Raw genomic sequence first — 12,824 nt, forward strand, 5'->3', positions numbered from 1 at the left:
TCAAGACCCTCGAGCGCGCTCGAGGTCAAGCCGTGGCGCCGTCCTCCGGGCGCGCGTGGGCCCTGCGGCAGGCCAGGCGCGCGAGGCGCACGCGGCGGAGGCGCGCACGGCCGCCGCCGGCCGAGGCCCCGCGAAGGGCGTGCAGCCGACGCTCCTCGGCGTCCGGCCAGGCCCAGCACGAGTGCGTCTCCAGGCGCCGGTGCGCGCAGACGTTGTCCTCCGTCATGGCCTCGCCCCGGCGAACCGGTCGAGCCGGGAGTCCCTCGAGATCGACACGCTGACCCGCTCCTTCCACATGTGCGGTGGCTGTGCGGACCCGTGAGGTTCCCCCTGACGCTCACCGGCCCGTGAACCACTCGCGCCAGCACGGGCCGTGGCCCGATGTCAGTTACAACGACGTCACCCCCACCTCGGTCACGGACGGCGTCCGAGAGTCTGGTGGAGCCTGACGGACGAGGCCGGGCCGGCCCCTCCACGAACCGGCCTGGCCCCGTCACAGTGAAGACGGCCCGATGACGGATTCGTGACACGCTTTTCGAAAGTTTCTCGGCGACTGCCGGGATTTCCCCGTGCGGACCCGTAACGCCGTCGCGTCGGTGGCGATGGAGGCACCGGAGCGCCCGTTCGACGACCCCTGACCGAACGGTCGCTCCACCCGCTCCCGGCATCCCTCCACGACCCGTGCCGCGGACGCTGCGAAGCCCCGGTCCGTCCCCGTCGGACCGGGGCTTCGCTGACCCACCGGCCGAGCAGCGCCCCGGGCCGCGGTTCAGGGCTCGTCGCGCTCGTTCGTCTGGGCGGCAGCGCGGTCCCCGAACGTCGTGAGGCGGTCGACGAGCGGGGATGCGAGGCGGCGGGCCGCCTCGTAGCCGGGCACGGACCGCCGGCTGCCCCGCGCCGGGCGCTCAGGCAGCAGCCGGCCGGCCAGACCGAGCAGGCGAGTCGTCGTGGCCGGTGCCAGGCCGTGCACCCGCATCCCGACCCACGCGAGCGGGGTCAGCACGACCATGGGCCGTCCTCCGAGCACCCCGTCGACGATGCGTCGGGCGGCGCGGTCGGCGTCGACCGACAGCAGGGGCATCGAGGCGGCGGGCGCGAACCACGCGTACTCGGCCGTCCCCTCGCCGGCGAACACGGCCCGCTGGTGCGACCCGGTGCGCATGAGACCGGGCACGACCGTCGTGGCCGTGACGCCCGACCCGCTGACAGCCGCGGTGAGCCCCTCGGAGAACCCGACGGCGCCGAACTTCGCCGTGGCGTACGGCAGCAGGTGGGGCGGCGGCACGACCCCACCGATCGAGGTGACCGTGCCGATGCGCCCGCGGCCTCGCCGCTGCATGTGAGGCAGCACCGACAGCGCGGCGTGGATCGGCCCCCAGGTCATCGTGGCGATCGCGTCCTCGAAGTCGCCCATCGTCATGGCGCGCGCCGGACCGACCTGGATGATGCCGGCCACGGTGAGGAGCACCTCGATCGGGCCCAGCTCGCGCTCGACGTCGCCCACGAGGGCTCCGACGGCGTCACGGTCGCGGACGTCGCAGACGCGCGCGTGGACCTCGCCCTCGGCTTCGAGCTGCTCGACGGCGCGGTCCAGCTCTGCCTCGTCCCGGGCCGCCACGACGACGCGGTGGCCCCGCTGCAGAAGCTCGCGCGCCAGCAGCAGGCCCAACCCGCGCGAGGCCCCGATGACGAGTGCCACGGGCTCGGAGGCGGCCTCCGATCCCGGTCGGCCGGTCGGCGGGGACGTCGCGTCGGTCGTCGGCACGGTGGCGTCCTGTGCGGGGTCCATGGGTGTCCTCTCGAGGTGCCGCGGTGCGGTCACCACCCGGGTCGTGCGGATGTTTGGCACCCGACACGCCGGGTAGGTCGGGGTCATGAAGGCTGTGTGCTGGTGGGGCATGGAAGACGTCCGTGTCGTCGAGGTACCCGAACCGACCATCGACCACACGACCGACGCGATCGTCCGGGTGACCTCGACCGCCATCTGCGGCTCCGACCTGCACCTCTACGGCGTGCTCGCGCCGTACCTGAAGCAGGGCGACGTCCTCGGGCACGAGTTCATGGGCATCGTCGAGGAGGTCGGCGACGCCGTCGGCACGCTGGAGCCGGGCGACCGCGTCGTCGTGCCGTTCAACATCTCGTGCGGGCGGTGCTGGATGTGCGAGCGGGGGCTCTTCGCCCAGTGCGAGACGACCCAGAACACGGAGCAGGGCAAGGGCGCCAGCCTCTTCGGCTACACGAGCCTCTACGGGTCGGTCCCGGGCGGTCAGGCCGAGTACGTGCGGGTCCCCCACGCCGACTTCGGCCCGATCGAGGTGCGACATGGCCGGCCGGACGAGCGCTACCTGTTCCTGTCCGACATCCTCCCCACGGCGTGGCAGGCCGTCGAGTACGCCGGCGTCAACGGCAACGACACGCTGGCGGTCCTCGGCCTCGGGCCCGTGGGTCAGCTCGCCGTACGCAGCGCCCGCCACCGCGGCGTCGGACGTGTCATCGGCGTCGACCTCGTGCCCGACCGGCTCGAGCTGGCGCGGCGCAGCGGCGCCGAGGTCGTCGACCTCTCGGACGTCGACGACGTCGCGGACGCCCTGCGCGACCTGACGGACGGCCGCGGACCGGATGCCGTCATCGACGCCGTGGGCATGGAGGCCCACGGGAACCCGTTGTCCGAGAAGGCCATCTACGCCGCCGCGCGCCTGCCCAAGGCGCTGGCCCGCGCCGCGGTCGAGCACGGCGGCATCGACCGGCTCGCGGCCCTGCACACCGCGGTCGACGCGGTACGGCGGGGCGGCACCCTGTCGATCAGCGGCGTCTACGGAGGCACTGCCGACCCGATGCCGATGATGGACCTCTTCGACAAGGGACTGACCATCCGAATGGGCCAGTGCCACGTGCGCCGGTGGTCCGACGAGCTGCTCGACATCGTCGACGCCGACGAGGACGTCCTCGGGCTCGAGTCGTTCGCCACCCACCACGGCAGCCTCGAGGAGGCGCCCGAGCTGTACCGGACCTTCCGCGAGAAGGACGACGGCTGCCTCAAGGTGGTGCTGCGCCCGTGACCACGCCCGGACCGAACCCCTCGCGAGCCACGCGACGGGGCTCGCGACAGGCCCCGGGCGGCCCGTCGGCGAGGGACCAGCTGGCGGTGTACCTGCGGAACCACGACGCGGTCGAGCTCGCCGGCGCGAAGCGGCTCTCGCTGACGGCAGGCAACCACCTGCAGGCCTCCGTGCGACGCGAGCTCGGTGAGCTGCTGGAGGACGCGACCGCCGACCGGGCCGCGCTGGCCGGGGCGATGCGGGCCCTCGGCGTGCGGCCCAGCCGCGTGCAACGGACGGTGAGCACCTTCGGTGAACGCATCGGGCGCCTCAAGCCCAACGCGTCGTGGTCACACCGGACGCCGATCACCGACGTCGTCGAGCTCGAGGCCCTCGGGCTCGCGGCGACCGGGACCCTGCGCCTGTGGCAGACGCTCGAGGCGCTCACCCCGCTCCACGGCCGGCTCGGCGACCTCGACCTGCCGGCGCTCGTCGCCGGGGCGCGCCGACGGGTGGAGACGCTCGAGCGCCTCCACGCCGACAGCGTGCGCGCTCTCGTCCACGACGGCGGGTAGGGCGGGTCGGGGACGGCACGTCGCGCTGACCCGGCCGTGCGGGCGTCAGTCGCGCGGGCGTCAGTCGCGCGGGCGTCAGTCGCGCGGGCGTCAGTCGCGCGGGCGTCAGTCGCGCGGGCGGTCCCCGTCGTCGAGCAGCTGCCGCGCGACGACGAGGTCGGCCACGAGCGCCTCGAGGTCCTCGTCGCGGTGTCGTGACCGCAGCACCGCCGAGGGGTGGGTGGTGGCGACGACCGCGGACGGGGTCCAGGCCGACGCGCTCCGCTCGGGCCACTCGAGCCGCCGGCCACGCATGGCTCCCACCCGGAAGGACGAGCCGAAGACGGCCTGGCCGGCGGTCGCTCCGAGCAGGACGACGACCGGTGGGCGCACCGCGCCCAGCTCGGCGAGCAGCCACGGCTCGCAGGCGGCGACGTGCCAGCGCGACGGTCCCTCGTGGATCCGCCGCTTGCCGCGCTGCGTGAAGCGGAAGTGCTTGACCGCGTTGGTGCGGTACACGGCGCCCGGGTCGAACCCCGCCTCCGCGAGTGCCTCGTCGAGGAGCCGACCGGCGGGGCCGACGAAGGGCCGACCGGCGAGGTCCTCCTTGTCGCCCGGCTGCTCGCCGACGACCATGAGACGCGCGTCCGTCGGGCCGTCGCCCATGACCGCCTGGCTCGCCGCCCGGAACAGGTCGCATCCCCGGCAGTCGTCGACCGCGCTGCGGAGGGCGGCCACCGTCGCGTGCGGCGGAACCCACTGCCCCGCGCCGGGGAACTCCTCGGACCCCAGGGTGGGGGGCGCAGCGGACGCCTCACCGTCGTCCGGGGAGGGCGTCGCGCCCCGGCGGCGCGGCATCAGAACACCGCCCCGCCACCGGTCACGCCGAGGACCGTCCCGGACACGTAGCTGGCATCGCTCGGCGAGGCGAGGAAGACGTACGCGGGCGCCACCTCGGCCGGCTGCCCGGCCCGGCCGAGCGGCGTCTGGGCGCCGAAGGTCTCCATCCTGTCCGCCTCGCGGGTCGCCGGCTGCAGCGGTGTCCAGATGGGCCCCGGCGCCACGGCGTTGACCCGGATGCCCCGAGGGCCGAGCGACGCCGCGAGGTTGACGGTGAGGTTGTTGAGGGCAGCCTTGGTGGCCGCGTAGTCGAGCAGGCTCGGTGACGGGTCGTAGGCCTGGATGGAGGTCGTGTTGATGATGCTCGACCCCGGGCCGAGATGCGGCAGCGCCGCCTGGCACAGCCACAGCACCGCCTCGAGGTTCGTGCCGAGCACCCGGTGGACGTTGTCGGGTTGCAGACCCTCGAGCCCCTGGGGGCCCTTGTCCCAGTGGAAGCCCGCGTTGTTGACGAGGATGTCGAGGCCGCCCAGCTCGCGCACGGTGTCGGCGACGACCTGCAGGCACGTCTGGCGGTGGACGAGGTCTCCGGGCAGCAGGACACCCTTGCGTCCTTCCTTGCGGACCCACCCGATGGTGTCCTCGGCATCCGGTTGCTCGGGCTCGAGGTAGCTGATCGCGACATCGGCTCCCTCCCGCGCGAAGGCGATGGCCACCGCACGGCCGATGCCGGAGTCACCGCCGGTGACGAGCGCGCGGAGGCCGGCCAGCCGGCCGTGCCCGACATAGGTCTCCTCACCGTGGTCCGGCACAGGGTCCATGCGGCTCGTCAGGCCGGGCGGGTCCTGCTGCTGCGCGGGGAAGCCGCCGCTGTCGTCGTCACGCACCATGGCGGCGGCGCGGTCGCCGATCTCGGACGTCATGTCATCTCCTGGTGCTCGGACGGACCGGACGTGCTCACCAGGCCTCTACCCGAGGCACTTCGGGGCAAACGGCCCGCACGGCGGTCTGCCGAGCCCGACGCTTCGCATTTCGGCTTTTCCATCGGCGCCCGTCGGTGCGAGGGTCGAAGGGCAACCCGAGCGGTCCAACCACGTGCCGACTCTGTCCGAACCATCGACGGAGGACTGGCATGACATCTCCCACCCCTACGTCCACCCCGGAGACCGCTCCGCGAACCATCCCGGGAACCGCCCCGGGCACCACCAGCGGCAGCTCGACCCGCGCCGCTGCCCGCCGACGCGAGTCGGCCCGCGTCCACGCCGAGCGGGACGCCCGCACCGACGAGCTGTTCGCCGAGCTCGCGAGCATCGGTGACGTCGACAGCCCGGAGGGGCGCCACGTCGTCGAGCAGATCTTCTCCCTGCACGTCGAGCTGTGCGACGGGCTCGCTCGTCGCTACACCAACCGGGGCATCGAGCGGGACGACCTGCTCCAGGTGGCGCGTCTGGCGCTGCTCAAGGCGATCCGTCGCTACCGACCGCGCGTCGGGGCCTCCTTCGCCGGTTTCGCCGTGCCGACGGTGTCCGGCGAGCTGAAGCGGCACTTCCGCGACCACGGCTGGGTCGTGCGGCCATCGCGCCGCGTGCAGGAGCTGCGACTCGCCTTGCGCCAGCGACGCGAGGTCCTCACGCACGAGCTGGGCCGGACCCCGACGCGCGCCGAGCTGGCGGCCGCGCTCGGCGTCGACCCCGCCGACCTGGGCGAGGCCGAGGGCTCCGACTCCAGCTTCCGGCCCCTGTCGATCGACCTGCCGAGCACGACGGGCGAGCAGAACCACGTCGCGGACGCGGTGTGCGAGAACGACCCCGATCTCGAGCTGCTGTGCGACCACGTCGACCTCGGCCGCGCGCTGGCCGGCCTCCCGGCCCAGACGCGTCAGGTGCTGCGCCTGCGGTTCGTCGAGGACCGCACCCAGCGCGAGATCGCGTGCGAGCTGGGCGCGACGCAGATGCAGGTGTCCCGACTGCTGGGGCGCGTCTTCAAGCAGCTGCGCGACGAGCTGGCCGACCATCCCGAGCCGTTGGCCAGCTGACGGGCCCACGAGGCCCCGCACCGACCCACCCGGGGAGGCGGGTGACGAGCCGCCGTACCGGTCCCACGCGGACCGGTACGGCGGTGCCCGTCTGTGACGGCACCGTTACGGCGTGTGACGGCGGCCCGCCTCAGCCCTGCTTGGCCGTCGTGGCCAGACCCTCCATGAAGTACCGCTGGCCCAGGGCGAAGACGACGATCATGGGCAGCGTCGCCACGAGCGTCGCGGCCATGGCGATCTCCCAGTGGTACTCCCCCGACAGGGCGAACCCGTCGACGATCTGCTTGAGGCCGCGCGGCATCGTGTAGTACTCCTCGGTCTGCAGGTAGATGAGCGGCTTGAGCAGGTCCGACCAGCTGGCCTGCAGCTCGAAGATGAACACGATGATGAGCGCCGGTCGGCACAGGGGCAGGGCGATCCGGCGGAACAGCCCGACGTGGCTGCAGCCGTCGATCCGGGCCGCCTCGAACAGCTCCCGCGGGATGCCGAGGAAGAACTGGCGCATGAGGAAGATGTAGAAGGCCGACCCGAAGAGGTTGTTCGCCCACAGGGGCACCTGGGTGTCGACGAGCCCGAGCCGGTGCCAGATGAGGTAGACCGGGATCATCGTCACCGCGCCCGGCAGCATCATGGTGGCCAGGACGAGGCCGAACAGGGGTCCGCGCAGCCGGAACCGGAAGTAGGCGAACCCGAACGCGATGAAGGCGCTCGACAGCGTCACGGTCAGGGCCGCCATGACGGCCACGACGCCGGAGTTGAGCAGCCAGCGCAGCACCGGTCCGGCGTTCCACACCTCGACGAAGTTCGACCACTGGACCGTCTCGGGGACGAGCCGGTTGTCGAAGACCTGGGACTTCGGCTTGAGGGAGGCGCTGACGAGCCAGACGAGCGGGTAGGCGAACGCGATGCTCGCGACGAGCAGCGCGAGCCACTTGGCGAGCCGGAGCGGCCCGGTCACCCGGCCCGGTCGCCGCGGCCGACCCCGGGACGCCCACTGCTCCAAGGGCGTCGGGGCGCCTTCGAGGGGCGGCTCGGTGAACGGCGGCAGGTCGCGCGTGTCGATGCTCATCGCGTCGGCCCTCCCTCGTAGTAGACGAAGCGGTTGCCGATGCGCACCTGCACGAGCGTGATGACGAGGATGATGACGAACAGCAGCCAGGCCATCGCCGAGGCGAAGCCCATCTTGAAGAACTCGAACCCGTTCTGGAACAGGTAGACCATGTAGACGAGCGACTCGTCGGGTGCCGTCGCCTTCTGCTGCGGCCCGTAGAACATCGTGTACGCCTGGTCGAACATCTGCATCGCCGCGATCGTGTGGGTGATGACGGTGAAGAAGAGGGCCCCGGAGATCATCGGCAGCGTCACGCTGACGAAGCGCCGGACCGGCCCCGCCCCGTCGAGGAGCGCGGCCTCGTACAGCTGCCTGGGGACGTTGTTGAGCGCCGCGAGGTAGATGATGATGCTGGCGCCCACGGTCCACAGGCTGACGACGGCGAGCGACGGCTTGAGCCACGCCGGGTCGGTGGTCCACTCGGGACCGTCGATCCCGACCCAGCCCAGCACCTCGTTGACGAGCCCGCGCTGCCCGTTGAGCAGGAGCAGGAACATCGCCGCCGCCGCGACCCCCGGCGTCATGACCGGTAGGTAGAACACGGTCCGGAAGAACCCGGCCGCGCGGCCCACCCGGTGCAGCAGCATGGCGAGGGCCAGGGCGACCGCCGTGCCGAGCGGCACGAAGAGCGCCGCGTACACGAACGTGTTCTCGAGCGACTTCGCGACGCGCGGGTCGTTCCACAGCTGCCGGTAGTTCTCGAGGCCGACGACGTTCGCCTGGTCGACGAGCGAGTAGTCGGTGAACGAGAGCCACAGGCTGGCGACCATCGGCCCGGCCGTGAACACGAGGAACCCGAAGACCCACGGCGCGAGGAACAGGTACGCCGACCGAGCCTCCTTGCGCGACAGGGAGCCCCGCATCCGCGTCCGAAGGTGTCGCCCCACGGCGACCTCAGCCATTGCCGGCAGCCTTGGTGAAGGCGGTCTCCGCCTCCTTCTGGGCCTGGTCGAGGGCCTGCTGGGCGGGCTGCCCGGCGAGGGCGCGCGTCACGGCGCTGCGCCAGGCGGCGTCGATCTCCGCGCCGGCGGGGGACGGGTTGAGGGCCACGGCACCGTCGAGCGTGTCGTAGAGGTTGGTGATGGCCCGCTCGAAGCCGGGGTCCGGCACGTTCTTGAGGTACATCGCCTTGATCTGCTCGTCCGCTGGCTTGTTGGCGGTGAACAGCCCGGTGAAGAAGCTCTTGTCGGCCTGCACCTTCTGCATCCGGGCCCGAGCGGCCTTCATCCACGTGTCCTTGTCGGTGAGCGTCTTGGCCCACGCGCAGGCGGCGGTCGGGTTCCTCGAGCCCTTCGGGATGGCCCAGGCGCTGCCGCCGACCATGCTCACCGGCCGGCCCTCGTGGTCGGTGAACGGCGTGCTCTCCAGCTGGAGGCCCTTGCCGATGAAGTCACGCAGGACGTTGACGTACCAGTTCTCCATGGGGAAGGCGGCGACGGCGTGTGCCGAGAGCGGGTTCTTCTCCCCGAAGATGTCGAACGCGTCCCGGAACGACTTGAACCTCGTCCAGCCGCCCTGCGCGTTCACCAGCCCGACGGTGTAGTCGAGCGCCTGGACTGCCTTGGGGTCGTTGAGGTTCGGGGCGCCGTCCTCCTTGACGATCGTCGCGCCGTTCGCCGTGGCCCACAGCGGGAAGTACTCGGGCAGCTTGGGGTCGAAGCCGATCCGCTCGATGGTGCCGCCGTCGGCCTTGAACAGCTTGGCGGTCGTGGCCCGGAGGGCGGCCCAGTCCTTGGTCTGGATGTCGGTCGGGCGGACGCCGGCCTGGGTCAGGGAGCCTGCATCGACGAGGTTCGTCGTGACGACGTAGAACTCCGGGATCCCGTACACCTTCCCGCCGAGCGTGACCGAGCGCATCGCTGCCTCGCGGTACTGCGACGTGTCGATCTTCTGGCCCGAGATACAGCTCTCGAGCGGCACGACGGCGCCCTTCCTGGCGTACGTGCCGATGAGGTTGCGGTCCATGTAGACGAGGTCCGGCGGGTTGCCGCTGGCGAGCGCCGTGAGGAACTGCTGGGCGTCGAAGTCGCCCTTGCTGTTGGTGACCGCGACCGACGGGTAGGCATCCTTGAAGGCCTTGATGCGCGCCTGTCCCACCTCGTCCTCGCCGCCGAATCCCATGATCCTCAGGGCTCCGGTGGGGGCTCCGGTGGGGGCGCCGGCGCTCGCGTCCCCGGCGTCACCGCCCCTGTCGCCGACCCCTGCACAGCCGGCGAGCAGCAGCACCGCCGTGGCGCCCAGCCCGACCATCGTCCGACGCATCGTGTCTCCTCGTCCGGGGCGCCTCGTCCGGCACCGCTCGGCCGGGCACTACCCGAGCAGCCGTGGGGGAACACGTCCTCGTGCTAGCCGCGGTCCTCGCGACGCGTCGAGCGGGTGGCTGGTCCCGGCCGGGCGGCCTGCGGTCCCGGCTCGCCGAGGCGACCGGTGGAGAGCAGCTCGGTGGCGACGTCACCGATCCGGCGACGCGTGCTCCGGGCAGTCGAACGCAACAGCTCGAACGCCTGCGGTTGGGGCAGCCCACGCCGGGCCATCAGGAACCCGACGGCGCGCTCGATGGGGGCGCGGTGCTCGAGGGCGTACGTCAGCTGCGCCGCGAGCTCGTCCGCGCGCTCGGCGGCCACGGAGGCGCGCATCAGCTGCTCGGCCACCTCGGCGAACCGGAGCAGCGCCTGAGGGGCGTCCGGCTCCCACCGCGTCGGGGTCGAGCGGTACACGTCGAGCGTGCCCACCGGGGCGCCGCTCAGGTGGATGGGCACGCCGACGACCCCGCGGATGGGGCTGTCGGCGACGACCCGGGACAGCACCGGCCAGCGTCGGTCCGCGTGGAGGTCGAAGACCGTGACGGGTCGGCGCGTCACGAACGCCTCGATGCACGGTCCCTCGCCCGTCTCCAGCTCGGCGTCCTCCAGCCGACGTCCCGGTTCGTCGGTGGCGACGACGTACCGAAGGTCGCTGCGGTCGTCCACGAGCATGATCCCGGCGCCGTCGACCCGGAACAGGTCGACACAGGATTCGGCGACCTGCTGCAGCGACGGTCGCAGCAGCGCCTCGGCGCCGCTGCGGCCGAGGGAGCCGAGGCTGGCGGCCAGGGCCGCGGGGTCGATCGGCCGGCTGCGGTCCGCGCCGTCGGTGGACGGTGTCATGCGATGGTCCTCGCTCACGTCTCGTCGGCTCCACGGCGGCTGCCGCCGCAACGGCGACCGGCGGGTCCGTGGGTCCGCGCGACTCGTGCCCCGTGCGTTGCCTCCGACGCTACCCGTGTCGCGCTCCCGGGGGCTAGCCGGCCTCACTCCCGTCCGGCAGCGCCCCGGTCTCGACGACGACCCCCGCGATGTCGCGCAGCTTGCGGTTGGCGCGCTGGCTCGCCGTCACGAGCCGGTCGAACGCGTCCGCGTAGGTCAGCCGGTGCCGGGTCATGATGATCCCCACCGCTGCGCCGATGGTGCGGTTCGTGGCCAGGGCGGTCCGCAGGTGGTCGCGCTCGTGGTGCAGCGCCACCGCCTGTTCGGCGAGCGCGCGCAGCTCGCTCGCGGCGCCGTCGGCGGCCGCGAGCGCCTCGACGAGCGCGCGGAGCGGCTCCTCGAACGCATCGGCCGGCGTGGCCGGACCGGTCCGGCCACCCGGGCGTTGCGTCCCGGTGGAGAGGGCGTCGACGAGACGCGCCAGGGCCCGACGGGCCTCGTCCGGCAGCACCGGCATCGGCCGGAAGCCGTCCGGTGCCGGGGGACGGTCGCCGACCACGGCCTCGCCGTCCCCGGTCATGATGGTGCCCTCGTCGCTCATGGCAGGTCCTCCCCGGGTAGCCGCCCGGTGTCCAACAGCTGCGCGGCGACCTCGCCGATCTTGCGCCGGCTGCTGCGGGCCGCCGAGCGCAGGACCTGGAAGGCGTCCGCCTGGGAGAGTCCGTCACGCCCCATGAGGTAGCCGACCCCCCGCTCGATCGGGGCCCGGTACTCCAGGGCGTAGGACAGCTGGCTGGCGAGCTCGCCGGCATGGTCCGCCGCGACAGCGGCGGACATCATCGTCTCGGCCACCTCGGCGAACTTCTCGAGGGCCGACTGCATGGCCAGGTCCCACGCCACCGGGCGGGCCTTGTACAGGTTGAGGCTGCCGACACAGACGCCGGCCAGGTGCACCGGAACACCGAGCACCGCCGCGACGCCGAGTCCCTCGAGCCGTGGCCCGAGGTCGGGCCACCGCTCGTCGGCCCTGACGTCTTGCGTCTCCACCGCCATGTCCTGGCTGAAGGTGTCGATGCACGGCCCCTGCCCGGTCTCGATCTGCGCCTGCTCGAGCAGCCTCCCCGGTCCGTCGGACGCCGCGGTGTAGTGGAGGTCGCCGTGCTCGTCGGTGAGCATGAGGCCGCTCCCGTCGACGTCGAACAGCTGGTCGCATGCCTCGATGACCCGCTGGAGCGAGGGTCGCAGCGAGATGGTGTCGCCCCGCCGGTCGAGGCGACGCAGGCTGGCGGCGAGGGCCGCCGGGTTGACTCCGGCGCTCACCCGCGACCCCCAGCGCCACCCCGGTCGTCGGCGCCGGCGTGGCCGACGCACGCCGTGAACTGCAGGAGGGCGGCGACGGCACCGGCGAAGGCCTCGGCGGTCCCGACCTCGACGGTCGACCACGTGTGGGGCCGGTCGTGCACGAGGTCGAGGGTGCCCATGACGTCGTACGGCCCCCCGCCCGGCAGGCGCACGGGCACGGAGAGCACCGCCCGGGCGGCCGGGACCGTCTCACGGCAGCCCAGCCCGACGTACCGCGGCTCGTCCTGGAGGTCGACGACGGTGACCGGCGCCCCCTCGGCGACGACGTCGACGGCGGGACCGACGCCCAGCCGCCACTCCGCCTCGACGAGCCGCGAGGCGTCGTCACCGATGGCGGTCACCTCACGCGCCCGGTCCTCCTCGTCGAGCAGCACGAGCGCGATGCCCCTGACGCCAAGCACGTCGCGCACCGCGCCGACAGTCTCGCGCAGGCGCGCGGCCGCGCTGGCCACCGGCCAGGCGGCAGGCTCGAGCGAGGGCTCGCCCACCGGGGCGGTCTGCGTGCTCATCGACGAGCCCCACCGACGCGGGGGCCAGGTCGACGGACGGGGGACGTGGGCATCGACATGGAGGTGTCTCCGATCCTTGGCACCACTCGGGACCGAGATGGTGCAGGACCGCGGACACACGGCGGTCGGGCGAACTCGAGCAGGCGCAGGGTCATGCGCTCGAGACGAACCTAGACGATGCCGGAGGCGT

The 12,824-nt window shown here is 72.8% G+C and carries 14 protein-coding genes; 3 read left to right on the plus strand and 11 right to left on the minus strand.

Going from position 1 to position 12,824, the window contains the following annotated elements:
- Window positions 1–25: 25 nt before the first annotated feature.
- Together ACR9ZK_RS00085 and ACR9ZK_RS00090 are read right to left on the minus strand one after the other, a co-directional pair.
- Complete coding sequence (locus tag ACR9ZK_RS00085; RefSeq protein ID WP_481338721.1) at window positions 26–226, minus strand: hypothetical protein; 201 nt, start codon at window positions 224–226, stop codon at window positions 26–28.
- 543 nt (window positions 227–769) lie between these two features.
- Window positions 770–1,789 carry an SDR family NAD(P)-dependent oxidoreductase gene (locus ACR9ZK_RS00090; RefSeq protein ID WP_481338723.1) on the minus strand — a complete coding sequence of 340 codons (1,020 nt, stop codon included), beginning with the start codon at window positions 1,787–1,789 and terminating at the stop codon, window positions 770–772.
- An 85-nt stretch (window positions 1,790–1,874) separates the two neighbouring features.
- On the opposite strand from ACR9ZK_RS00090, the gene ACR9ZK_RS00095 reads away from it, so the two are divergent.
- Together ACR9ZK_RS00095 and ACR9ZK_RS00100 are read left to right on the plus strand one after the other, a co-directional pair.
- A complete protein-coding gene (locus ACR9ZK_RS00095; RefSeq protein ID WP_481338725.1) occupies window positions 1,875–3,059 on the plus strand; it encodes a zinc-dependent alcohol dehydrogenase in 1,185 nt (394 codons plus the stop codon).
- An 86-nt stretch (window positions 3,060–3,145) separates the two neighbouring features.
- Window positions 3,146–3,613 (plus strand): hypothetical protein, encoded by a 468-nt coding sequence (locus ACR9ZK_RS00100; RefSeq protein WP_481338727.1) that lies wholly within the window; start codon window positions 3,146–3,148, stop codon window positions 3,611–3,613.
- Window positions 3,614–3,718: 105 nt separating this feature from the next.
- Here the strand turns inward: ACR9ZK_RS00100 and ACR9ZK_RS00105 are convergent, their stop codons facing one another.
- Window positions 3,719–4,450 carry a UdgX family uracil-DNA binding protein gene (locus ACR9ZK_RS00105; protein ID WP_481338730.1) on the minus strand — a complete coding sequence of 244 codons (732 nt, stop codon included), beginning with the start codon at window positions 4,448–4,450 and terminating at the stop codon, window positions 3,719–3,721.
- On the minus strand, window positions 4,450–5,355 hold the full coding sequence (locus ACR9ZK_RS00110; RefSeq protein WP_481338732.1) for an SDR family oxidoreductase: 906 nt from the start codon (window positions 5,353–5,355) through the stop codon (window positions 4,450–4,452). The genes ACR9ZK_RS00105 and ACR9ZK_RS00110 overlap by 1 nt, the downstream gene beginning before the upstream one ends.
- Window positions 5,356–5,564: 209 nt before the next feature.
- Between ACR9ZK_RS00110 and ACR9ZK_RS00115 the strand changes: the two genes are divergently transcribed.
- Window positions 5,565–6,467: a sigma-70 family RNA polymerase sigma factor gene (locus ACR9ZK_RS00115; RefSeq protein WP_481338734.1), complete on the plus strand. Its 903-nt coding sequence runs from the start codon at window positions 5,565–5,567 to the stop codon at window positions 6,465–6,467.
- Between the two features lie 130 nt (window positions 6,468–6,597).
- Here ACR9ZK_RS00115 and ACR9ZK_RS00120 read toward each other — a convergent pair whose 3' ends face one another.
- From ACR9ZK_RS00120 to ACR9ZK_RS00150, 7 genes are all read right to left on the minus strand, one after another.
- On the minus strand, window positions 6,598–7,536 hold the full coding sequence (locus tag ACR9ZK_RS00120) for a carbohydrate ABC transporter permease (protein ID WP_481338736.1): 939 nt from the start codon (window positions 7,534–7,536) through the stop codon (window positions 6,598–6,600).
- The gene (locus ACR9ZK_RS00125) at window positions 7,533–8,480 is read right to left on the minus strand and encodes a carbohydrate ABC transporter permease (protein WP_481338738.1); all 948 of its coding nucleotides are present in this window, start codon (window positions 8,478–8,480) and stop codon (window positions 7,533–7,535) included. The genes ACR9ZK_RS00120 and ACR9ZK_RS00125 overlap by 4 nt, the downstream gene beginning before the upstream one ends.
- Entirely contained in the window at window positions 8,473–9,840 is a 1,368-nt protein-coding gene (locus tag ACR9ZK_RS00130; protein ID WP_481338740.1) for an ABC transporter substrate-binding protein, read from the minus strand. The genes ACR9ZK_RS00125 and ACR9ZK_RS00130 overlap by 8 nt, the downstream gene beginning before the upstream one ends.
- 83 nt (window positions 9,841–9,923) lie before the next feature.
- Window positions 9,924–10,724 (minus strand): GAF and ANTAR domain-containing protein, encoded by an 801-nt coding sequence (locus ACR9ZK_RS00135; protein WP_481338743.1) that lies wholly within the window; start codon window positions 10,722–10,724, stop codon window positions 9,924–9,926.
- Between the two features lie 133 nt (window positions 10,725–10,857).
- Window positions 10,858–11,364 (minus strand): ANTAR domain-containing protein, encoded by a 507-nt coding sequence (locus ACR9ZK_RS00140; RefSeq protein ID WP_481338745.1) that lies wholly within the window; start codon window positions 11,362–11,364, stop codon window positions 10,858–10,860.
- Window positions 11,361–12,083 carry a GAF and ANTAR domain-containing protein gene (locus ACR9ZK_RS00145; protein WP_481338747.1) on the minus strand — a complete coding sequence of 241 codons (723 nt, stop codon included), beginning with the start codon at window positions 12,081–12,083 and terminating at the stop codon, window positions 11,361–11,363. The genes ACR9ZK_RS00140 and ACR9ZK_RS00145 overlap by 4 nt, the downstream gene beginning before the upstream one ends.
- Window positions 12,080–12,634, minus strand: coding sequence for a GAF domain-containing protein (locus ACR9ZK_RS00150; protein WP_481338749.1), 555 nt, complete (start codon window positions 12,632–12,634; stop codon window positions 12,080–12,082). The genes ACR9ZK_RS00145 and ACR9ZK_RS00150 overlap by 4 nt, the downstream gene beginning before the upstream one ends.
- Window positions 12,635–12,824 lie beyond the last annotated feature (190 nt).

The organism is Monashia sp. HAY1-5C, assembly GCF_056755255.1.